Below are 21601 nucleotides of genomic sequence, written 5' to 3'. Positions count from 1 at the left end.
ACCGTCATTGTGGGAGCGGCCTTGCGTCGCGAAAGGGCTGCAAAGCAGCCCCGGGATTTCAGCAGCCAAGCATAGATTTCTGGGGCCGCTTTGCGGCCCTTTCGCGACGCAAGGCCGCTCCCACAATGGCCTCCACTCGACTCGATCAGGCATAATGCCGACCTTTTTCGCCCCGAAGCACAGGTACCCCATGAAAGCCCAAGCCCGCCACATCCTGGTCAAGACCGCTGACGAAGCCGAAAAGCTCAAGCAGCGCATCGCCAATGGCGAGGCTTTCGACGTGCTCGCAAAAAAGTTCTCCACCTGCCCTTCGGGCAAGCGTGGCGGCGACCTGGGTGAAATCCGCCCCGGGCAGATGGTCGGCGCCATCGACCAGGTGATCTTCAAGAAGCCCCTGCGCGTGGTGCACGGGCCGATCAAGAGCAAGTTCGGCTATCACCTGGTGCAGACGTTCTACCGCGACTGATAGCCCCGGGCCACCTGACATTTTTGCCAGTTGTCCCCCTACCGTACAAAACATACAACTCAGGCAGTGGCCCCTCTAATGGAGACCTGCCTATGCGCTGCCCTCGCCTGCTTTTGCCTGCCGCACTCCCTCTGCTGACTTTGCCTTTGCTGTCTCATGCCCAATCCCTGACCGTTGCAGCAGGCGAGGACCTGGGCGCCATCGTTCAGACGCCAGCTGCAGATCAGTTCATCATCACCGGCGGCAAGGTCACATCGTTGCAACAAGGCGAGGGGCAGGACACGTTCAACATGTCTGGTGGCGAACTAGGGTCGCTCAATCAAGGCGGTGCCATGGACGATTTCCTCATGACCAAGGGGACCATCAAGGGTGCCTTCGAAGATGGCGATACGGCCCGATTCAAGGGTGGCAGCATTGGCAGCATCGACCTCAAGATGGCTGATAACTTCCTTGAAATGTCCGAAAACCTTGGTGTGGAAACCATCGTTGTTGGCAACGTGGTCAGCGGCCTTGGCAACGATACTTACATCCTGGCTGGCGGCACCATCGGGAGAGATCTCAGTACCAGCAGCGGCAAAGACAAGATCAATGTCGAAGGCGTCAATCTCAAAGGCGAGATACGTGCCGGCCAGGGCGACGATAACTTCAACTGGACGAGCGGAAAGATCGGCAAGAAAGTCGACATGGGCGCCGACAATGACACGGCCACCGTCAGCACACTCGACTTGAGCAGTTCAACAGTGCTGTTGGACGGTGGTACGGGCACGGATACCCTGACGTTTCAGCAAGCCAAGGTCGGTCAGGGTGCCTTGTATGTCAACTGGGAGTCCATCAACCTGAACCAGGGCAGCCAGTTGACCCTGAACGACAGCTTGGCCCTGGGTGACCTGGGCTCCGATCAGAAACCGATAGCCGCAGCCACGGGCACCGGTACCCTGCAAGTCGACGCGACCAGCACACTGACAAGTCGCCACGGCAGCATCGTCAGCATCCAGAATGGCAACAAGGCGTCCGTGGTAAACGCCGGCACCATAGACCTGAGCCGTGGCAACGACGCTCAGGGCCGCCTGACCATCCAGGGCAACTACACCGGCAACAACGGCACCCTGCGACTGAACAGCATGCTGGCCGGCGACGGCGCCGCCTCCGATCGCCTGGTGGTCAGCAGTGGTGCGATTGGCGGCTCTACCCAGCTGCTCATCAACAACCTCAACGGCGCTGGCGCGGCGACGGCGCAAAACGGTATTCAAGTCGTTGAAGCGCGTGACGGCGCGGTCAGCACGGCCACCGCATTTGTCCAGACCCAGACCCTTTCAGCCGGCGCCTACGACTACCGGTTGTTCAAGGGCGGCGTGACTGCAGGCAGTGAAAACAGCTGGTACCTGCGCTCCACCCTGGTTGCGCCACCCGCTCCGGCCCCTGCGCCGGAACCGGGCGAGCCGACACAGCCAACGCAACCGGGCGAGCCAGTGGTCATCGCACCCGCCGCTACCCCGCCTGTCGCGGCCCCGGCGCCCGGCCAGGTCGAGCTGCCTGCCCCGATCCAAGGCGAGAGCCTGCCGCTGTACCGGCCTGAAGTCCCGCTGTACGCCACTGCGCCGAGGGGCGCCGCGATCATCGCCCGCCAGGCCTTGGGCACGTTCCACCAGCGTCAGGGCGACCAGCAGCTGCTGCAGGGTGACGGCGCCGTGCCCGCCAGTTGGGGCCAGGCCTATGGCGGCGCGTTACGTCAGCAATGGAGCGGCACGGTCAGCCCGAGCCTGGATGGCGACCTGTACGGCTTCAAGGTGGGCCAGGACCTGTATGCCAAGGTTGGCGACAGCGGTTATCGCCAGCACATCGGTATCTACGTCAGCCATAGCCGTCTGGACGCCGACGTCAAAGGCTTCGCCCTCGCCGTGGAGAACCGCAGCGTCGGTGACCTGGAGCTTGATGGCGACAGCGTCGGCGCCTACTGGACGCTGGTCGGACCGCAAGGCGGCTACCTCGACGCCGTGCTGCAGTACACCAACCTGGATGGCCGGGCGCGTTCGGACCGTGGTGACAAGCTGAACATCGACGGCCACGCCTGGACCGCTTCACTGGAGTCCGGCTATCCCATCGCTCTGTCCGAACGCTGGGTACTGGAGCCGCAGGCTCAGGTGATCGCGCAAAAAGTCTCGCTCGACAGCGCCAGCGATAGCGTCTCCCACATCAGCCACGACGCCCAGGTCGAGCTGACCGGCCGACTGGGGGTTCGGCTCGAGGGGGCCTTCAAAGGCAGCAGCGACCGCCTGTTGCAACCCTATGCGCAAGTCAACCTGTGGCATGGCGACGGTGGCCGCGACACCTTGACCTTCGATGGCGTCGACAAGATCAAGACCGATTACCGCTATACCTCGGTGCAACTTGAAAGCGGCGTGGTAGCGCAGGTCAACGAAGCGCTGAGCCTGCATGGCGGCGTGCAGTACACCGCCAACCTGGACAGCCGCCAGCAGGAAGCCAGCGGCGTGAACCTGGGCCTGCGCTGGCAGTTCTAGCGCCGCGCAGCCAGCAGCCCGAGGCCGGCGCAGCCCAGCAATGAGGCGCTGACCCGGTTGAACAGCCGGCGTGGGCCGGGCTGGCTGAACCAGCGCTGCATGTACGCCCCCAGGCCGGCGTAGATGGCGATCGCGGCCCATTCCAGCAACAGGAACAACGCACCCAGCCAGAGGAACTGCTCGCTCACCGGAGTGGTACTGCCGACCGAAACGAACTGCGGCAGGAACGCGGTGAAGATCAGGATAGCCTTCGGATTACCAGCAGCCATCCAGAACTCCTGGCGTACCAGACGCCAGGTGCCGTGTGGCTGATCACCTGCAACCGCGGCCTCGCCCACCGGTGCCCGCCACAGTTGCCAGGCGATATAGAACAGGTAGGCCGCCCCCGCCAATTTGATGGCCAGGAACAGGTATTCGCTGGTGTGCAGCACCACTGCCAGGCCCATCGCCGCCAGGGCGATCATGCCGCTGAAGGCGACGATGCGCCCGCCACCGGCCACGCAGGCCGTACGCAGGCCGTAACGGCTGGCATTGTGCAGCGACAGCAGGTTGTTCGGCCCCGGCGCCATGTTCAGGGCGAAACAGGCGGGGATGAAAAGCAGCAGGCTTGAAAGGTCCATTATCGTTTTCCTTTGGCAACAGGCGCCTATTTCGGCGGTTAGCTGGCCTGGTGGTCAAGTTACAGCCAGTGGAAAAAACTGTATGGGTGCGCGGCGCCTGATAAGCTGCCGGGCATATCGAGGACCCTGTGATGCCCCGTTCCCATGCCGCGCTGTGGCGCGACCCGGCCCTGCCGCATGTCGAAAGCCGCCGCGCCTGCCATAGCCGCGCCTGCTACAAGGCCCACAGCCACCCAACGTTTTCCATCGGTGTGGTGGATGCCGGCCACAGTCATTTCACCGGTGCCGGCAACGGCCAGCAACGCCTGACGCCTGGCACTCTGGTGCTGGTCCCGGCCCGCCGGGTACATGCCTGCAACCCCGCGCCCGGGCAGGCGTGGAGCTACCAGATGCTGCATGTGGATGCCTACTGGCTGGCACAGCTGCACCTGGAGTCCGGGCTGGATGGTGCCGGGCCCGGCGAGCCGGCACGTATCTGCCAGGTGCCGGAGGTGTATCGGCAGTTCTGCGAACTGAACAGTCTGCTGTTTTCCAACGCCAGCAATGGTGAGAAGGATGCCGCGCTGATTGCCTTTCTGGGTGACCTGGACTTTGCCAGGCACGCGCCGCTGGCACCGGCACCGGCCCTGGGGGTGACCGCGTTGAGTGGGCTGATTGCGCACATCGAAGGCCAGGACCCGGCGCAGTTGAGCCTGGCGGTACTCGCGCGGGAGGCCGGGCTTGGGCGCTACCAGTTGATTCGCGCATTTCGCGCGGCCACCGGGTTTACGCCGCATGCCTACCTGCTCAATGCCCGGGTCAACCGTGGGCGCCAATTGTTGGGTGAAGGGCAGGCCCTGGCGGAGGTGGCCTATCGGCTCGGTTTTGCCGACCAAAGCCATTTCCAGCGGGTGTTCAAGGCCCATGTGGGGGTGACACCGGGGCAGTATCGGGACTTGCACAGCCTCTGAGACCATGGGGGCGCTGTGCGCCCCTTTCGCGACACAAGGCCGCTCCCACAAGGTGCTGCGTACGCCGTTCAATGTGGGAGCGGCCTTGTGTCGCGAAAGGGCTGCGCAGCAGCCCCGGCAATGGGCCTGCAATATTGTTCAATACGGCATGAGCGCCGAAGGGCAGAGTCAGGCTTTTCCTCCAGAGCAGCCTCACCCCAATGCAACAGTTCCTGATCATCGCCCTCGCCCACTTCCTCGCCCTGCTCTCTCCCGGCCCGGACTTCTTCCTGGTCGCACGCACTTCGGTCAACGCTGGCTGGCGCGTCGCGAGCGGCGCCTGCCTGGGTATCGCCCTGGCCAATGGCGTGTTCATCGCCATGGCTTTCACCGGTTTGTCGGTGCTGCAGGAAGGCAGCCTGCTGTTCACCGCCCTGCAACTGGCCGGCGCCGGCTACCTGCTGTACATCGGCACCCTGTTCCTGCGCCATGCCGGGCAAACCAGCCTGGGCACAGTCGCTGGCAAACAGACCGCCCATGGGTGGTGGCGGGGATTGGGCATGGGGTTCCTGTCCGGCATCCTCAACCCCAAGAATGCGCTGTTCTATGCCAGCCTGGTCAGCATGGTCGCCAGCGCCAGCTTTGCCTGGAAAGCAACCTGTGCCCTGTGGATGTTCAGCATTGTGCTGCTGTGGGACTTGCTGGTTGCCGTGGCCATCGGCAACTCGCTGGTGCTGCGGCGCTTCGCCCGCAGCCTGCCCTGGCTGGAACGGGCCTCCGGGGCCATGCTGGTGCTATTGGCTATGGCACTGTTGTTTCACCTGGCCTGGGGCTGACCAGTTGCAGGGTGCGCATGTCCATCAAGGTGAAATGGCCACTGGCCCAGCCGCCAGTGTCCAGGTGCCAGACGTTGCCAAGCAGCTTGGCCTCCAGCACCGGTGTGTGGCCCACCAACAAGGCACGCAGGCCCTGCACGGGCGCGGTATCGCCTACCTTCAGGCGCCGCCGCGACCATTGGCACACCTCCCGTACCTGCGGGTCGTCATCCAGTTCCAGCCAGGTCCTCAACACCGTCCAGTCGGCGTACGGGCTGTCGGCATGTAGCAGGCCTACCAGGCCGGCCGCGCTTTCAACCTCTATCGCGATCGGCAGCTGCTCGAAGCGCTCGACGAAACGTAACTGCCGAGCCCTCGGCAGGTCCAGAAACCAGCCCCCCCCGGCGGCGCGATACATGTCCAGATCGAGCCGCCCGCCGCGCACGCGGGTAATCGCCAGGGCCTCATGATTACCTTGCACGGCATGGAACCAGGGCTGCGCCAGCCAATCCAGCGCCGCCTCGCTGTCCGGGCCACGGTCGACCAGGTCCCCAACACTGAACAGGCGGTCCACGGCCGGATCGAACCCCACCCCATCCAGGCATTGCTGCAGGCGCTGGAAGTGACCATGGATATCGCCCACCGCCAGGTCACGCCCACGCAGGTTGGCAATCAGACGCCGAAACCGTGCCATTACAATCTTCCTCTGCTGGTGCCGCCATGCCAGGGGTAAAATGGAGGCACACACAATCTGCCCCGGAGGTGCATCATGCGTACCGCCCTCGTGTGTGCCGTGCTCATGGCGCTGTCTCTGGACAGCATGGCACAAGGTGCCCCGGCCGCGCAGGTCGAGGTACGTTTCGAGCATCCGGAAAAATTCCGCGATGCCAGCCTCGACAGCCACGGGTACGAGCGTGGCGCCGACGCCTATGTGATGAAAACCCTGACCCAGTACCTGCAGAAGCTTGGCCAACGCTACCTGCAACCTGGCCAGCAACTGGTCATCGACATTCGCGACATCGACCTGGCCGGGCGTTTCGAGCCCTGGCACAGCCAGGCCTACGATGTACGCTTCATGCGCGAAATCACCTGGCCGACCATCGACCTCAGCTACACCCTCAGCCAACCGGGCAAACCCGACCAGCAGGCGCAGGAACGGGTCAGCGACAAGATGTACCTCAGCCGCCCGGGCCGGGTCACGAGCAGCAGCGACCGCCTGTATGCAGAAAAGGCCATGCTCGACGACTGGTTCCGCCAGCGTTTCGCCGTCCACCCGGCATCCTGAAAATCCCTTCACTGGTACAGGCGTTGGTGCCGGTAGTATGCTCGGCCCTTCAACCTGTACCAGGGAAGGGTTTTTCATGAAGTTGTGCGCCGTGCAACTGGCGTCGCTCAAGGGCGATGTGCAAGCCAACCTCGAACGCCACCTGGCCTGCATCGAACAGGCCGCGGCCCTTGGTGCCGAACTGGTGGTATTTCCCGAGCTGTCGCTGACCGGCTATGAACCAACCCTAGCGCGCCAGGCCGCCCTGCCAGTCAGTTCGGCACGGCTGGACCCGCTGCAGGCAGCCTGCGACCGGTTTGGTATCACTGTCGCAGCGGGCCTGCCACTGCCGACCCCTGATGGCATTCGTATCGGCATGCCAATCCTCAGCCCCGGTGTACCGCGCCAGGCCTATGCCAAGCGGCGCCTGCATGATGATGAACTGCCCTGGTTCACCCCAGGCGATCAAGCCTTGCTGCTGCAGGTGGGCGCGCACCGGGTAGCGCCTGCGATCTGCTACGAATCGATGTTCATGGCGCATGCGGCAGCCGCGCGGGAACACGGCGCCGACCTGTACCTGGTCAGTGTGGCGAAAACTGCCAAGGGCATTCGCGAGGGTTACCTGCACTACTCCGAGGTGGCTCGAGAGCTGGGCATGGCAGTGTTGCTGGCCAACTGCGTGGGGCCGGCCGACACCTTCATCGGCGCTGGCGGCTCGGCGGCGTGGGACAGCCAGGGACGCTTGCTGGCCAGCCTGGACGACCACAGCGAAGGGCTGATCGTACTGGACACCGCCAGCGCCAGTGCCATGGCGGTGTCCTTGGCCCCGCACCCGTCATGATCTATCTGTTCCTGGCATTGCTGAGCTACGCCTGTACCTATTACCTGACGGGGCTGCTCATCCATGGGCAACTGGCCGATGTAGCCGAGGGTTTGCGCCACCGGCCTGATGCGCCGACACCCGGCGAGTATCTGCGTGCAGTCAAGCCACATGCGCGCCGGGCCCATCGGCAGTACACCCTGATGGCCGGCTCGGCGTTGGCCCTGCTGGTCTGCCTGGCCGCCAGCTGGTTCTGCTGACATCTACAGGTCCAGTGCCAGGCTTTGCCGGCCTTCCAGCGCCAGCAGGTACTGCTTTGCCGCAAGGCCACCGGCAAAGCCGGTCAGGCTGCCAGATGCACCGATTACCCGATGACACGGGGCGATGATCGAAATCGGGTTGCGGCCATTGGCGGCGCCTACCGCACGCACCGCGCTGGGGTTGCCGATCTGTCGGGCGATGTCGCTGTAGCTGCGGGTTTCGCCGAACGGAATCGCCAACAGCGCAGCCCACACCTGACGCTGGAATTCGGTACCGGCAAAATCCAGCGCCAGGTCGAAGCGCTGGCGCTTGCCGGCAAAGTACTCGCCGAGCTGGCGAGCGGTTTCCAGCAGTACCGGGCACTGGTCATCACGGTGCAGGGCACCAAGGCGCACGCGGTTTTCCCGCTCCTCTTCCCACAGTACGGCTGTCAGGCACTCGCCACGGGCTACCAGGGTCAAGGTGCCGACGGGTGACTGCATGAAGGTGAATGCGCTGGACATAAGCAGGCTCCTGCCAGGTTGCGATCAACCTACTGTACGCATCCCCAGTTCTGCCTGCATCCGCTTTCTTGCTCAGGCAATCACGCAAGCGGAACATCGGCGTCGGCATATTGCCCGGACCAGAGTGCCCTCCACCGCGTCGCCTGCTTCGCAGAACATGCCCGCTCCCACAGGGACCCCATCAGCTGAAGGAATACGCCATACCTGTAGGAGCGGGTTTACCCGCGAACACCGGCGCAGCCGGTGCCATCCACCGCGTCGCCTGCTTCGCGGGCATGCCCGCTCCCACAGGGTGGACTGCCCCCGAAAAGTTGGACAGTTTTAGCCAGTGGCCTGAGTCCTGTAGCTGACAGGGCTCAGGCCATTGAGTTTCAGCCTGATGCGGTCATGGTTGTAGTAATGGATGTACTCCTCCAGGCCCGCCTTCAGCTGTTCGACGCTTTCAAAGCGCTTCAGGTAGAAGAACTCTGACTTCAGTGTGCCGAAGAAGCTTTCCATCGCTGCATTATCCAGACAATTGCCCTTGCGAGACATGCTCTGCTTCACACCGCGCGCTGCGAGCTTATGGCGGTATTGGGGCTGCTGGTAATGCCATCCTTGGTCTGAGTGGATCACTAGCTTGGGCTTTTCACCCAACCCATCGAGCGCCTTTTCCAGCATGTTCCCGACCAAGCCATAAGTAGGCCGGCAAGCTGTTTCATAGGCGATGATCTCACCGTTGTACAAGTCCATCACGGGCGACAGGTAGAGCTTTTGTTGGGCCACTTTGAACTCAGTGACATCGGTCACCCACTTCTGGTTGGGGCGTTGCGCGACGAAATTACGCTCCAGCAAATTCATTGCCACCTTGCCGACAATGCCGCGATAGGATCGATACTTCTTCGGGCGTACAACGGACTGCAAACCAAGCTCAGCCATCAACCGTTCAATGACCTTCTTGTTGACCAAGGTCCCCTGATTCCTGATGGCAAGGGCAATGCGGCGGTAGCCATACAGCCCTTTCTCCTCGTGATAGACACGCTGCACCAACTCCTTGAGCGAGGCGTGCCTGTCCGGCTTTTGCTGGCACTTGATCTGGTAATAAAAGGTACTGCGTGCCAACCCCACCATCTGCAAGAGGTCAGGCAGCGGATATTTATGTCTGAATTTACAGACGATCAGGGCTTTTTCGTCCGTGTTCGCTCCTTCTCCTCTCGCAGAGCCTTTAACTCCTTTAGGACATCATTCTCCATGCGCAGATACTCGAGCTCGCTCAACAACTGCTCACGAGATTTCTCTGCGTCATTGGTATCTGTCGGCTTGATGGGCTTAATTTTCTTCGGCACGGCTGATTTTCTTTGTTTGGCGAGAGTGGCTTCAGGACTGCCACTGTAGTGCTGCCGCAGCCAAATGCCTATCTGTGAGGACTGTCCAAGGTCAAAGTGCGCCGCTGTTTGGCGCAGGGACAGGCGATGCTCAAGCATGTACTTGAGCACCCGCCGCTTGAATTCCTCGGTGTAGCGGCGACCATGCGAGCGAGGGCCGAGGCTGGCATCGACTTGGTAGCCAGCAACCCAGCGCCGAAGCAGGCTGAAATCGATGCCAAAGTGTTGTGCCACCTTGCGAAAGCCCCGGCTGCCCTCTAGGTAAGCGGTGATAGCCGTGAGCTTGAACTGCTCTGTGTATTTACCCATAGATCCCCCAAGGGTTGGATTGGTGTCCAACTTCTTGGGGGCAGTCCAGGGACCCCATCAGCTGAAGGAATACGCCATACCTGTAAGAGCGGGCGCGCCCGCGAACACCGGCGTAGCCGGTGCCCTCCACCGCGTCGCCTGCTTCGCGGGTGAACCCGCTCCCACAGGGGCCCCACCAGCTGAAGGAATACGCTGTACCTGTGGGAGCGGGTTTACCCGCGAACACCGGCGCAGCCGGTGCCATCCACCGCGTCGCCTGCTTCGCGGGCATGCCCGCTCCCACAGGGGCCCCACCAGCTGAAGGAATACGCCATACCTGTAGGAGCGGGCGCGCCCGCGAACACCGGCGTAGCCGGTGCCCTCCACCGCGTCGCCTGCGTCGCGGGTGAACCCGCTCCCACAGGGGCCCCACCAGCTGAAGGAATACGCTGTACCTGTGGGAGCGGGTTTACCCGCGAACACCGGCGCAGCCGGTGCCATCCACCGCGTCGCCTGCTTCGCGGGCATGCCCGCTCCCACAGGGGCCCCACCAGCTGAAGGAATACGCCATACCTGTAGGAGCGGGCGCGCCCGCGAACACCGGCGTAGCCGGTGCCCTCCACCGCGTCGCCTGCGTCGCGGGTGAACCCGCTCCCACAGGGGCCCCACCAGCTGAAGGAATACGCCGTACCTGTAGGAGCGGGTTTACCCGCGAACACCGGCGTAGCCGGTGCCATCCACCGCGTCGCCTGCTTCGCGGGTGAACCCGCTCCCACAGGGGCCCCATCAGCTGAAGGAATACGCCATACCTGTAGGAGCGGGTTTACCCGCGAACACCGGCGCAGCCGGTGCCATCCACCGCGTCGCCTGCTTCGCGGGCATGCCCGCTCCCACAGGGACCCCATCAGCTGAAGGAATACGCCATACCTGTAGGAGCGGGCGCGCCCGCGAACACCGGCGTAGCCGGTGCCCTCCACCGCGTCGCCTGCGTCGCGGGTGAACCCGCTCCCACAGGGGCCCCACCAGCTGAAGGAATACGCCGTACCTGTAGGAGCGGGTTTACCCGCGAACACCGGCGCAGCCGGTGCCATCCACCGCGTCGCCTGCTTCGCGGGCATGCCCGCTCCCACAGGGACCCCATCAGCTGAAGGAATACGCCATACCTGTAGGAGCGGGCGCGCCCGCGAACACCGGCGTAGCCGGTGCCCTCCACCGCGTCGCCTGCTTCGCGGGTGAACCCGCTCCCACAGGGGCCCCACCAGCTGAAGGAATACGCTGTACCTGTGGGAGCGGGTTTACCCGCGAACACCGGCGCAGCCGGTGCCATCCACCGCGTCGCCTGCTTCGCGGGCATGCCCGCTCCCACAGGGGCCCCACCAGCTGAAGGAATACGCCATACCTGTAGGAGCGGGCGCGCCCGCGAACACCGGCGTAGCCGGTGCCATCAGCCGGCGCTGCCTGCATTCAGAGAAATGCCTGGCGGATCCGCTTCTTGTCGATTTTGCCAACGCTGGTCTTGGGGATCTCCTCCACGCAACGCAACTGCCGCGGTATCGCCCATTTGTTCAGGTGCCCGCTGTCGACAAACGGCTGCAGATGCCCTGCCAATGCCGCCTGGTCGAACTGCATTCCGTCACAACGGACCACCAAGGCCAAGGGTTGCTCACCCCACTGCGGGTCCGGGATGCCGATCACTGCCACCGAAGCGACTGCCGGGTGCTGGCTGATCAGGTTTTCCAGCGCCACCGAGCTGACCCACTCGCCTCCGGTCTTGATCACATCCTTGATCCGGTCACGAATGCGCACCACACCCGCAGGGTCGATGCAGGCCAGGTCGCCAGTATGCATCCAGCCCCCCAGCCACAACGCGGCACCCTGCTCCGGTTCGTGCAGATAGCCCTGGGTCAGCCACGGTGCACGCACCACGATTTCACCCAGGCTCTCGCCGTCGCGGGGCACATCAATGCCTTCAGCGTCGACGATGCGCAGGTCCACCAGGGCGATCGGCACGCCAGCATCGATACGCAGCGGCAGTTGTTGCGCCATGGGCAGTGCCAGCAGCTCGGCGCTCAGGTGGGTGATGCTGAGCAGCGGGCAGCTTTCCGACATGCCGTAGCCACAATGCACGCTGATGCCGCGCTCGCTGGCACGCTGCGCCAGGCCCAGGGTCAGGGCGCTGCCGCCCAGCAGCATCTTCCAACCGCTCAGGTCGGCGCGGCGCCCTTCCTCGCTGTCGAGCATCATCTGCAGCACCGTGGGCACGCAATGAGAGAACGTCACGCCCTCGTCGCGGTACAGGCGCACCAGGCGGTTGGGCTCGTAGCGCCCCGGGTAGACCTGCTTGATGCCCAGTGCCGTGGCCACATAGGGCACGCCCCAGGCATGCACATGGAACATCGGCGTAATGGGCATGTACACGTCGCCGCTGCGCAGCAGCGGCACCTCGCCGCAGGCAGCCAGGGTGCCCTGCTCGACCAGGGTATGCAGCACCAGTTGCCGGTGGCTGAAGTACACGCCCTTGGGGTTGCCGGTGGTACCGCTGGTGTAGAACAGCGTGGCCAGTGAGTGCTCGTCGAAATCGGCGAAGTCGAACTGTGGCTCGGCAGCCGCCAGCAGCGCTTCGTACTCACCCAGCAACGGCACATCTTGCGTTGCCGGGCCGCCTTCGCCGAGGCGAATGAAACCCTCGACCGTCGGCAAGTCATCGCGCAGTTGCGCCATCAACGGCAGGAAGTCGTCATGCACCAGTACCAGGCGGTCCTCGGCATGGTTCATGGTGTAGCGCACCTGCTCGGTGGACAGCCGTACGTTTACCGTGTGCAGCACCGCACCCAGCATCGGTACGGCGAAGAAGCATTCAAGGGCCCGATGGCTGTCCCAGTCGAGCAAGGCCACGGTGTCGCCAGGCTTGACCCCGGCGGCGGTCAGCACATTGGCCAGCCGCTGAATGCGTTCGAGCAGCGTGGTGTAGGTGTAGCGCAGCTTGTCGGCGTAGACGATTTCCTGGTTGGGCTGGTAGCGCACGCCCGACAGCAGCAGGCGCTTGATCAGCAGCGGATAGGCGTAGGCCTGCTCGGCCGCAGGCATGATGCGAGTGGTGATCATGTCGGCGGCCTTCACAGTTGCCCGGCCTCGAGCAGGTACAGGCTGTCGCTACCGGCCCTGACGCTGGCGCTCAGCGAATGAATGCGTGGCAGCAGGCGGGCAAAGTAGAAACGCGCGGTGCCCAGCTTGCTCAGGTGGAACGGCTCGGGAGCCGCATGACACTGGCAAACCACGGCCATGCGTGCCCACAGGTAGGCGTAGAAGGTGTAGCCAAACACCTGCAGGTACTCCACCGCCGCCGCGCCCAGCTCACGCGGGTTGCCCTGGGCCCGATCGATCAACCAGGCGGTCAGCTCGTCGAGGTTGCGCACGGCAGCCAGCAGCGGCGCGCCGAACTCGGCGCACGCCGCGGGCAGCGTCTCGACAAAGGCAGTAATTTCATCGGACACGCCGCGATAGGCCTGGCCGCCATCGACAAACAGTTTACGCCCCACCAGGTCGAGGGCCTGGATGCCATTGGTGCCTTCGTAGATCTGGGTAATGCGGCAGTCGCGGATCAACTGCTCCTGGCCCCATTCGCGGATATAGCCATGACCGCCCAGCACCTGCTGGCCGTGCACGGTGGTTTCCAGCCCCATGTCGGTTAGGAAGGCCTTGGCCACTGGCGTGAGCAATGCCACCTTGGCCTCGGCCTGGGCGCGTGCGACCGGGGCCTCGCTGTATTTGGCCAGGTCCAGCTGCAGTGCCACATAGGTAGAGAAGGCCCGCCCGCCTTCGTTCAGCGCTTTCATGGTCAGCAACATGCGCCGCACATCCGGGTGGACGACGATCGGGTCAGCGGCTTGCCCCGGCGCTTCGGCCCCCGTCGGCGCACGGCCCTGCTGGCGATCACGGGCATAGGCAATGGCGCCCTGGTAGGAGCGTTCGCCCAGGGCCAGGCCCTGGATACCTACGCCAAGGCGCTCGTAATTCATCATGGTGAACATCGCGTTGAGGCCCTTGTTCGGCTCGCCGACCAGGTAGCCGATTGCACCGTCGAAGTTCATCACGCAGGTGGCCGAGGCCTTGATGCCCATCTTGTGCTCGATCGACCCGCAGCTCACCGCATTGGCGTCGTCCAGCACGCCGTCGGCGTCAACCAGCACCTTGGGCACCAGGAACAGCGATATGCCCTTGGGCCCGGCGGGCGCATCCGGCAGCCGCGCCAGCACCAGGTGGATGATGTTCTCGGTCAGGTCCTGCTCACCGCCAGTGATGAAGATCTTGGTCCCGCTGATGCGGTAGCGGCCATCGGCAACCGGCTCGGCGCGGGTGCGAATCAGGCCCAGGTCGGTGCCAGCGTGCGGCTCGGTCAGGCACATCGAACCGGTCCAGCGCCCTTGGTACATGGGCGGCAGGTACAGCGCCTTCAACGGCTCGCTGGCATGGTTGAGCAGCGCCAGGCAGGCTCCGGCCGTGAGCATCGGGTACAGGCCGAACGACAGGTTGGCGGCATTGAGCATTTCTTCGAGCTGGGCACCGATCACTTTCGGCATGCCCATGCCCCCATATTCCGGGGCACCGGCCACACCCACCCAGCCATCCGCGGCAAATGCCCGGTAGGCGTCGGCGAAGCCATCGGGGGTGTATACCTGGCCGGCCTCCCAGCGGCAGCCCTGCTCGTCGCCACTGCGGTTGAGCGGCGCCACCACCTCGGCAATCAGCCGGCCGGCCTGTTCGAGCACGGCCCGGGCTGTGTCGCCATCGACCTGCTCGGCCAGCGCGGGCGTTTGCGCCCACCAGGCCGGGATGTCGAACACTTCGTTGAACAGAAAATCCATGTCGCGCAGTGGCGGAAGGTAATCAGACATGAGGCGAACACTCGGTTTCTTGGGTTTGCGGAAGCGACGTGGCCGGGGCCTCGGCAGGCGCCGGGGCGGCCTGGCCACGCAGGAGGAAATGCGACAAGGCGGGGATCAACACCAGCGCACCGAGCATGTTCCACAGGAACATGAAGGTCAGCAGCAGGCCCATGTCGGCCTGGAACTTGATCGGCGACCAGGCCCAGCCGACCACACCGGCCGCCAGGGTAATGCCGACCAGCCCGACCACCCGGCCGGTGAAGGCCACGGCTTTCTGGTAGGCCTGGGCCAGGCTCAACCCGGCGCGCTGGTAGTGCAGTTGCACGCTGAGCAGGTACAGCGCGTAGTCCACGCCAATACCTACGCCCAGGGCGATCACCGGCAAGGTGGCGACCTTGACGCCAATGCCCATGGCTACCATCAGCGCTTCGCACAGCACCGAGGTGAGCATCAGCGGCAGGATCGCCACCAGCGTGGCGCGCCAGCTACGGAAGGTGAACAGGCAGAACAGCGTGACCGCCAGGTACACCAGCAACAGCATGCGGTGGTTGGCCTCGCGGACCACCACGTTGGTGGCGGCCTCGATGCCGGCGCTGCCGGCGGCCAGCAGGAACTGCTGTTCGGCGCTGCTGTTGGCCTGGGCAAAACGCTCGGCCACGGCGGCCACCTGGGCCAAGGTGTCGGCGCGGTGGTCCTTGAGGTAGGCGATTACCGGCATCAGCGAGCAGTCGTTGTTGAACAGCTCGGGGGCGTTGACCGAGGCCTGCTGGGCGGCGTAGTTGAGCACGTCCTGGTTGCGCTGCAGGCTGTTCAGGCGCGGGTTGCCTTCATAGGTGCCGGCGGTGATCTGGCGCACGGCATTGGCCAGCGACACGGTGGTCTGCACACCCGGCAATTGCTGCAGCTCCCAGGCCAGGCGGTCGGCAAGCACCAGCGTCTGGTATTGCAGGCAGCCTTCCGGCGCGGTCTTGACCATGACCGCGAAGGTGTCGCTGGACAGCGCGTAGTGCTGGGTGATGTAGGCGTTGTCGAGGTTGTAGCGGGAGTCGGCGCGCAGTTCGGGGGCACCGCTGTCGAGGTCGCCGATTTTCAGTTGCAGGCTGCCCCAGATGCCAAGGGCGCCCAGGGCCAGCGCCACCAGCAGTGCGACGCTGGCCCATTTGCGTTCGGTGAAGCGGTCGAGCAGGTCCCACAGCCGGCCGAAACCTCGGTGCTGGGCTGCGCGGGCGTCGATATGCAGGGCCCGCTCGGCAGCCTTGTGGCCAACACCAACATAAGACAGCGCCACCGGCATCAGCAGCAGCGAGGTGAAGATCAGCACCGCCACGCCGATGCTGGCGGTGATGGCCAGGTCCTGGATCACCGGGATGTCGATCAGCATCAGCACGGCAAAGCCCACCGCATCCGCCAGCAACGCAGTCACCCCGGCCACGAACAGGCGGCGGAAGGTATAGCGCGCTGCCACCTGGCGGTGGGTGCCACGGCCGATGTCCTGAAGGATGCCGTTCATCTTCTGCGCCGCGTGGGATACGCCGATGGCAAAGATCAGGAATGGCACCAGGATCGAATACGGGTCGATGGCGTAGCCCAGCCAGGCGACGATGCCCAGCTGCCACACCACCGCGGTCAGCGAACACAGCACCACCAGCAGGGTGCTGCGCACGCAACGGGTGTAGCAGTAGATGATCAGCAGGCTGGTCAGCACCGCCAGGGCGAAGAACGCCATCACCTGGATCAGCCCGTCGATCAGGTCGCCCATCAGTTTGGCGAAGCCGATCACATGGATGCGGTACTGGCCGCTGGCCTGGTACTGGCTGCGCAGCTGTTCGAGCTTCTGCGAGAAGGCGTGGTAGTCGAGGCCTTTGCCGGTAGCCGAATCCTGGTCGAGCAGCGGCACGACCAGCATGCTCGACTTGAAGTCGCGCGCCACCAGGCTGCCGACGATGTTGGCGCGCTCGATGTTCTGCCGCAGTTGCTCGATGTCACCCGCAGCGCCCTGGTAGCCGTCGGGCATTACCGGGCCACCCTGGAAGCCCTCCTCGGTCACCTCGGTCCAGCGCACCGCCGGGCTCCACAGCGACTTAACCCAGGCTCGGTCCACGCCCTGGCTGAGGAACAGCTCGTCGTTGATGTGGCGCAGGGTCTGCAGGTAGCCCGGGTCGAAGATGTCGCCCTGGGTGTTCTCCACCACCACCCGCACTGCGTTGCCCAGGCCACGCAGTGATGGGCGGTTTTCCAGGTAGTTCTGGATGTAGGGGTGGCTCTGCGGCAGCATCTTGTCGAAACTGGGGCGCAGCTCCAGGCGGGTCAGCGCCATGTAGCCCAGCACCAGGGTCGCCAATAGCATGCACAGCAGGAACGGCAGGCGATGGTTGAACACCAGGCGCTCCAGGCAATTGCCCGAGCGTGGGTCGAAATCGTCGAGGTTGCGGATTACCGGCAGGGTGTCTTGGCGGGTAGCGGCCATCAGGGTCTTCTCTTGTTATGGGTGCAGCGTGGGGTTACCGGGCTGGTTGCGCACGCCCCGCTCGCCGACCAGTACCAGGCCGTTGCCGGTATCGGTGGCGAGCGCGGTCACCGGGCCACGGGCGCTTTGCGGCACCGGGCTGAAGCTGGCGCCATCATCCCGGCTGAGCAGCAGGTCGCCGGCCTGGCTGGCCAGCCATAGCTGGCCGTCACGGTCGACACCGGCGGCGGTGAGGCTGGTGTTCACACCCGTGCTGACCGGTTGCCACTGCCGGCCGCCATCGGTGCTGCGGTAGGCATGCCCACGCAGGCCGTAGACCACCAGTACGCCAGGCTTGCCGACAGCACCGAACAGTGTGCCGGCGTAGGGTGTCTCGACACGGCTGAAGCGCTCACCGTCCTGCTTCAGCAGCAGGCCTTGCTCGCCGGTGATGTACAGCTCGTCACCTACCGCGGCCAAGCTGGTCAGGTGCAGGCCTTGCGGGTTATCGCTGTGGTCGAGCCAAGGCTGCCAGTGCTCGCCGCCATCAACGGTGCGCAACAGCAGGTTGAACACGCCGACCGCATAGCCATTGCGGGCATCGCTGAACCACACGTCGAGCAAGGCATTGTCGCTACCCGTGCCCGGCAGTTGTTCGGCCAGTGCCCGGCCATCCAGCTGCTTTTGCCAGTGCACGCCGCCATCGCGGCTGTGCAGCACCACGCCATCGTGGCCAACCGCCCAGCCCAGTTCGGGCGTGGCGAAGCTCACAGCATTCAGGTCGGCGCTGACCGGCACCTGGGCCTGCTGCCAGTGCGCGCCGTGATCGTCGGAGTACAGGATGTGCCCTCGCGGGCCCACCGCGACCAGGCGCTGGCCGGCCAGGGTGACATCGCGCAAGGCGCTGCTGGCGACCAGGGCGCTGGGCCTGGCGGGCAGGTCCAGCACATCGGTGAAGGGCGCAGCCTGGGCCGCGCCCTGCAGCGCGGCCAAAGCCAGAACCACCACGCTGCATCGTTTGAAGACAGACATTGCCACCTCTGCTCCGTGCGTTCAGCGAATGCCGTTGCCGGCCAGCGACTCGGGCGACCACTGGGTTTTCGACAGTGGGTCGATATAGCGGATGCCGCCGTAGGCACCGACCACGCCATTGAGGTTATAGGTGCCGCCGATCAGGTCGTAGATCATGAACGGCGTGGCGTCCGGGGTCTGCTTGTCATAGCTCTGGGTGAGGAAGGCGAACGAGCCGCGGTACAGCTGGCCACGGGCGTCGTACTGGTCCGAGGCCAGGGCGATCCAGCTGTCTTCGTCGAGGTAGAAGCGGCGCTTGTGGTAGATATGGCGCGCACCGTCCTTGAGCTTGCCTTCCACCACCCACACCCGGTGCTTCTCCCAACGCACGAACTGTGGCGCCAGGTGATTGGGGGTGATCACCTGCTTGACGTCGGTGTTGTAGGTCAGCTGGTAGGTGTTGTACGGCACGTACATTTCCTGCTTGCCGACCAGGGTCCAGTCGTAGCGGTCCAGCGCACCGTTGAAGACGAACACGTCATCGTAGGTACCCGAACCCGAAGTGCCCGGGTTGGGCGTGTCGTAGGCGAGGTTCGGTGCCAGCTTGACCCGGCGCTGGCCCGGCAGGTACTGCCAGGCACTGCGTGGCTGCACCAGCGGGTTGGCGGCATCGCGCAGCATCATCGCTTCGCCTGCACGGCGTGCGGGCCCGGTGTACACCAGTTTCATCTGGTAGTAAGTGTCCTTGGCACCGATCGGCTTCGTCATGTCCTCGTAGATCGGGTAGCTGATATTGGCCTGGCCGGTGGTCGACAGCGATGGCTTGCCGGCAGCGTCGACGTTCCACGAGTCGTACTTGGCAGCCATGCTCACGCCCTGATAGCGCAGCAGGAAGTTCCACATGGCCTCGGCGCCGTTCTGCGGAATGGGGAACGGGATACCCGGCAGCACGTTGTCCACCGCCGTACCGCCCTCCTTGCTGTTGGCGGCAGTGGCGTTCTTGCGGGTGTTGTCCAGTACCGCTTGCGGCAGCGCCACGCTACGGTGGGTCGGGTATACATCGACGCGGTAGCTGGGGTAGCGCTTGAGCAGTTCCAGGGTGGTGGCAGTCAGCTGGCCCTTGTACTGCTCGGCGTTCTTGCCATCGATGACCAGCAGCGGCTTGTCGCTGGCGAACGGGTCGGGACGCATGCTGGCGCCGCTCTGGTAGCTGGCTGGCGGCGTCAGCAGGCCGCCCTGGTAGGCCGGGATGGAGCCATCGGCATTGCCGGCCTTTTCCGCGCCGATGGCGGTCAGGCTGGTGCCCAGGCGCGCGGCCTGGTCAGTGGAAACGGCGGCCTGGGCAGCATTCAGGGCGGCCAGCGACAGGCACGAGGCCAGCAGGGTACGTACGAAATTCATGATGGTTGTCTTCCTGTGTAGGCTGTAGGAAACATGACTCAGAAGGTCGTCTTGACGGTCAGGTACAGGGCGCCACGGTCCTCGGTGGTGGCACCACCGCCGGAGAAGGAGGCGTAGCCGCCGCCGTAGCAGGTGTAATCCTGTTCGCCGTCCAGGGCGTTGGGGGTGCTGCCGTCGGTCTGGCCGTCCTTGCAGGCCTTGGTCTCACCGAAACTGTCGACGTACTTGAGGTCGATGAAGTACTGGTTGTAGATCGCGGCGCTCACGCCCACCGCATAGTTGCCGGTGTTCTCGGCGCCACCGCCCTGCACCGGCGACACGCCGTCGAGGCCGACGTTGACCGACAGCGGCATGCTCAGGTCCATGCCCGGCAGCACCTGGTACCAGGTAGGGGTGAAGTTGACCGCGATGCCCCAGTTGTCGCGGGTGGCCTTGTCGATGCCGCGGTAGCTGCTCTTGCCCTTGTACAAGGCCTCGTTGTGGCTATCGAGCTTGAGCAGGTTGCTGTAGAACAGCTCGCCAAGCAGGGTTGCCGAATCGAACAGCGGCGTATCGCCAATGGTCATCAGGCCGTTCAAGGTCCAGTGCAAGGTGTCGCCGGTGGCGCTCAGGCCGTCGCCATCCTTGGGCACGTCGTAGATCACCCCGCTGCTGGGCAGGCGTGCCGGCAGCAGGCCGAAGCCGCCGCCCAGGCCACCCTGGCCGGGGGCGCTGACGATTGCCGGGATGCTCGCCAGCGGCATGTTGTGGCGGATGTTCAGGTCGCTGCCGACACTGATGCCGCCCACATCCTTGGACAGGCTCAGGCCATAGATGTCGATGTCGTCGGAGTAGGCGAACTGGTAGGTAGTGCTTTGCAGCGAGTTGTACAGGTTGCCGACTGCGCCTTGGCGGCTGCCCGGCGGGTTGCCGAACGGGCCGTTGGCGACGGTCATGCCGCGCGCGTCGAGCCAGGCCTGCGGGAGGATCTCGGAGGTCTTGCGGTAGTAGAAACCGAGAGTGCCGCCCAGCCACTCCGGCGACCACTTGGCCATGATGCCCCAGTCGCCGCTCTTGCCTGGGTTCAGGTCATGGCCACGGCGGATGGTGGTCAGCGCACCGCGCACCGGGATCAGCCCCGGGGTACCAGTGTGGCCGAGCAGGAAGCTTTGGGCGCCCTCGCCTACCACGTCCGAGCCGCCATAATAGGTACCGGCTTCGGGCAGGCGGGCGGCGTCCCAGTCGAAGAAGTACTGGGCGCCCAGGGTCAGTTCAGAGTTGACCAGGAACGAGGTCGACAGCTGGTTGCGCGGCACGAACAGCTCCTTGGCCTCGGTGCCCGGCGAGGCGGCCAGCTTGGCCAGGTCGAGGCCCGACTGGCCGTAGCTCAACGAGTGCACCGGGTTGAGCAGGGTTTCACCCCAGAACAGGTTGTGCTGGCCCAGCTTGGCGCTGACCTGCGAGGCCTCGCCGACTTCCCGGCTGAAGAACACGAAGGCATCCAGCACTTCACCGGACGGGCCGCTGTAGTAACGCTGGGCGTAGTTGCTCAGGCGCGGGCTGCCCAACGGCACACCAGTGCCAGGCAAGCCATTGAGGCTGGGGTTGATGCCGGACTGGTCACCGTTGCCGTTGACGAACGGGTTGCTATTGGAGCCGGTGTTGTCATAGGCCTTGTCGTACCAGCTGGCGGTGCTGACGCGGAACCCGGTGTTGCCCTGGTAGACCACATCCAGTTCGGTCAGCAGGTCGACCCGGTTGGTGATGTTGGTGCCGGCCTTGCGGAAGTTGTAGTCACCGTCGTTGCTGTTGGGCGTGCCCAGCATGCGCTTGTCGGCGCTTTCGGTGCGCACGCCGTAGTTGTACTTGACGGTGTTGTCGAAGCGCACGGCCCAGTTTTCATTACCGGTATCGACTTCGAACGCCTGGGCGGCGGGCAGCGTGAGCAGGCCGATGGCGCAGGCAAGCAGGCAGCACTGTGGTTTCACAGCACGGTAAATGCGGTGTTCTGGCATTACGATGGCTCCAC

17 protein-coding genes are annotated in these 21601 nt (G+C 64.5%); 7 read left to right on the top strand and 10 right to left on the bottom strand.

Annotated elements, in window-relative coordinates:
- Positions 1 to 190: 190 nt before the first annotated feature.
- Both KDB76_RS13940 and KDB76_RS13935 read left to right on the top strand, forming a co-directional pair.
- A complete protein-coding gene (locus KDB76_RS13940; protein ID WP_013972552.1) occupies positions 191 to 466 on the top strand; it encodes a peptidylprolyl isomerase in 276 nt (91 codons plus the stop codon).
- Between the two features lie 92 nt (positions 467 to 558).
- Entirely contained in the window at positions 559 to 2985 is a 2427-nt protein-coding gene (locus tag KDB76_RS13935; RefSeq protein WP_038409623.1) for an autotransporter outer membrane beta-barrel domain-containing protein, read from the top strand.
- Here KDB76_RS13935 and KDB76_RS13930 read toward each other — a convergent pair.
- A complete protein-coding gene (locus KDB76_RS13930; RefSeq protein WP_013972550.1) occupies positions 2982 to 3605 on the bottom strand; it encodes a LysE family translocator in 624 nt (207 codons plus the stop codon). The genes KDB76_RS13935 and KDB76_RS13930 overlap by 4 nt on opposite strands.
- 131 nt (positions 3606 to 3736) lie before the next feature.
- Here KDB76_RS13930 and KDB76_RS13925 point away from each other — a divergent pair, with 131 nt between their 5' ends.
- Positions 3737 to 4555, top strand: a complete 819-nt coding sequence (locus tag KDB76_RS13925) for an AraC family transcriptional regulator (protein ID WP_038409622.1) — start codon at positions 3737 to 3739, stop codon at positions 4553 to 4555.
- A gap of 200 nt (positions 4556 to 4755) precedes the next feature.
- Positions 4756 to 5370 (top strand): LysE family translocator, encoded by a 615-nt coding sequence (locus tag KDB76_RS13920; RefSeq protein ID WP_013972548.1) that lies wholly within the window; start codon positions 4756 to 4758, stop codon positions 5368 to 5370.
- Here KDB76_RS13920 and KDB76_RS13915 read toward each other — a convergent pair.
- A complete protein-coding gene (locus tag KDB76_RS13915; protein ID WP_013972547.1) occupies positions 5336 to 6043 on the bottom strand; it encodes a metallophosphoesterase in 708 nt (235 codons plus the stop codon). The two genes, KDB76_RS13920 and KDB76_RS13915, sit on opposite strands and share 35 nt — an antisense overlap.
- 75 nt (positions 6044 to 6118) lie before the next feature.
- Between KDB76_RS13915 and KDB76_RS13910 the strand changes: the two genes are divergently transcribed.
- From KDB76_RS13910 to KDB76_RS13900, 3 genes are all read left to right on the top strand, one after another.
- The gene (locus tag KDB76_RS13910) at positions 6119 to 6634 is read left to right on the top strand and encodes a DUF3016 domain-containing protein (protein WP_038409621.1); all 516 of its coding nucleotides are present in this window, start codon (positions 6119 to 6121) and stop codon (positions 6632 to 6634) included.
- A 76-nt stretch (positions 6635 to 6710) separates the two neighbouring features.
- A complete protein-coding gene (locus tag KDB76_RS13905; RefSeq protein ID WP_038409620.1) occupies positions 6711 to 7454 on the top strand; it encodes a carbon-nitrogen hydrolase family protein in 744 nt (247 codons plus the stop codon).
- The gene (locus KDB76_RS13900; RefSeq protein WP_013972544.1) at positions 7451 to 7693 is read left to right on the top strand and encodes a hypothetical protein; all 243 of its coding nucleotides are present in this window, start codon (positions 7451 to 7453) and stop codon (positions 7691 to 7693) included. Before KDB76_RS13905 ends, KDB76_RS13900 begins: the two co-directional genes overlap by 4 nt.
- A 3-nt stretch (positions 7694 to 7696) precedes the next feature.
- Here the strand turns inward: KDB76_RS13900 and KDB76_RS13895 are convergent, their stop codons facing one another.
- The 8 genes from KDB76_RS13895 to KDB76_RS13860 form a co-directional block, all read right to left on the bottom strand.
- A complete protein-coding gene (locus tag KDB76_RS13895) occupies positions 7697 to 8197 on the bottom strand; it encodes a methylated-DNA--[protein]-cysteine S-methyltransferase (protein ID WP_003258793.1) in 501 nt (166 codons plus the stop codon).
- 321 nt (positions 8198 to 8518) lie between these two features.
- Positions 8519 to 9870, bottom strand: a protein-coding gene (locus KDB76_RS13890; RefSeq protein WP_230684691.1) for an IS3 family transposase whose coding sequence is annotated in 2 segments (ribosomal slippage) — positions 8519 to 9393 and positions 9393 to 9870 — 1353 coding nt in all. Because the reading frame shifts where the segments join, the coding sequence is not laid out codon by codon here.
- A gap of 1443 nt (positions 9871 to 11313) precedes the next feature.
- Positions 11314 to 12954, bottom strand: coding sequence for a fatty acid--CoA ligase (locus KDB76_RS13885; RefSeq protein ID WP_024087054.1), 1641 nt, complete (start codon positions 12952 to 12954; stop codon positions 11314 to 11316).
- Between the two features lie 11 nt (positions 12955 to 12965).
- On the bottom strand, positions 12966 to 14744 hold the full coding sequence (locus tag KDB76_RS13880) for an acyl-CoA dehydrogenase C-terminal domain-containing protein (protein WP_038409618.1): 1779 nt from the start codon (positions 14742 to 14744) through the stop codon (positions 12966 to 12968).
- Positions 14737 to 17202, bottom strand: coding sequence for an MMPL family transporter (locus tag KDB76_RS13875; RefSeq protein WP_023663321.1), 2466 nt, complete (start codon positions 17200 to 17202; stop codon positions 14737 to 14739). The genes KDB76_RS13880 and KDB76_RS13875 overlap by 8 nt, the downstream gene beginning before the upstream one ends.
- 15 nt (positions 17203 to 17217) lie before the next feature.
- Positions 17218 to 18213 (bottom strand): YCF48-related protein, encoded by a 996-nt coding sequence (locus tag KDB76_RS13870; protein WP_024087052.1) that lies wholly within the window; start codon positions 18211 to 18213, stop codon positions 17218 to 17220.
- Positions 18214 to 18234: 21 nt separating this feature from the next.
- Positions 18235 to 19593 (bottom strand): DUF1329 domain-containing protein, encoded by a 1359-nt coding sequence (locus KDB76_RS13865; RefSeq protein WP_013972539.1) that lies wholly within the window; start codon positions 19591 to 19593, stop codon positions 18235 to 18237.
- 38 nt (positions 19594 to 19631) lie between these two features.
- Positions 19632 to 21587: a DUF1302 domain-containing protein gene (locus KDB76_RS13860; RefSeq protein ID WP_023663091.1), complete on the bottom strand. Its 1956-nt coding sequence runs from the start codon at positions 21585 to 21587 to the stop codon at positions 19632 to 19634.
- Positions 21588 to 21601 lie beyond the last annotated feature (14 nt).

The organism is Pseudomonas sp. JS425, from assembly GCF_018223845.1.
GTDB lineage: Bacteria > Pseudomonadota > Gammaproteobacteria > Pseudomonadales > Pseudomonadaceae > Aquipseudomonas > Aquipseudomonas asiatica.
Note: the sequence above shows the minus strand (reverse complement) of the source record. Positions and strands in the feature narration are given on the sequence as shown.

Coding starts and splice junctions, on each gene's coding strand:
- KDB76_RS13940 (WP_013972552.1), top strand. CDS start 191: ATGAAAGCCCAAGCCCGCCACATCCTGGTCAAGACCGCTGACGAAGCC.
- KDB76_RS13935 (WP_038409623.1), top strand. CDS start 559: ATGCGCTGCCCTCGCCTGCTTTTGCCTGCCGCACTCCCTCTGCTGACT.
- KDB76_RS13930 (WP_013972550.1), bottom strand. CDS start 3,605: ATGGACCTTTCAAGCCTGCTGCTTTTCATCCCCGCCTGTTTCGCCCTG.
- KDB76_RS13925 (WP_038409622.1), top strand. CDS start 3,737: ATGCCCCGTTCCCATGCCGCGCTGTGGCGCGACCCGGCCCTGCCGCAT.
- KDB76_RS13920 (WP_013972548.1), top strand. CDS start 4,756: ATGCAACAGTTCCTGATCATCGCCCTCGCCCACTTCCTCGCCCTGCTC.
- KDB76_RS13915 (WP_013972547.1), bottom strand. CDS start 6,043: ATGGCACGGTTTCGGCGTCTGATTGCCAACCTGCGTGGGCGTGACCTG.
- KDB76_RS13910 (WP_038409621.1), top strand. CDS start 6,119: ATGCGTACCGCCCTCGTGTGTGCCGTGCTCATGGCGCTGTCTCTGGAC.
- KDB76_RS13905 (WP_038409620.1), top strand. CDS start 6,711: ATGAAGTTGTGCGCCGTGCAACTGGCGTCGCTCAAGGGCGATGTGCAA.
- KDB76_RS13900 (WP_013972544.1), top strand. CDS start 7,451: ATGATCTATCTGTTCCTGGCATTGCTGAGCTACGCCTGTACCTATTAC.
- KDB76_RS13895 (WP_003258793.1), bottom strand. CDS start 8,197: ATGTCCAGCGCATTCACCTTCATGCAGTCACCCGTCGGCACCTTGACC.
- KDB76_RS13885 (WP_024087054.1), bottom strand. CDS start 12,954: ATGATCACCACTCGCATCATGCCTGCGGCCGAGCAGGCCTACGCCTAT.
- KDB76_RS13880 (WP_038409618.1), bottom strand. CDS start 14,744: ATGTCTGATTACCTTCCGCCACTGCGCGACATGGATTTTCTGTTCAAC.
- KDB76_RS13875 (WP_023663321.1), bottom strand. CDS start 17,202: ATGGCCGCTACCCGCCAAGACACCCTGCCGGTAATCCGCAACCTCGAC.
- KDB76_RS13870 (WP_024087052.1), bottom strand. CDS start 18,213: ATGTCTGTCTTCAAACGATGCAGCGTGGTGGTTCTGGCTTTGGCCGCG.
- KDB76_RS13865 (WP_013972539.1), bottom strand. CDS start 19,593: ATGAATTTCGTACGTACCCTGCTGGCCTCGTGCCTGTCGCTGGCCGCC.
- KDB76_RS13860 (WP_023663091.1), bottom strand. CDS start 21,587: ATGCCAGAACACCGCATTTACCGTGCTGTGAAACCACAGTGCTGCCTG.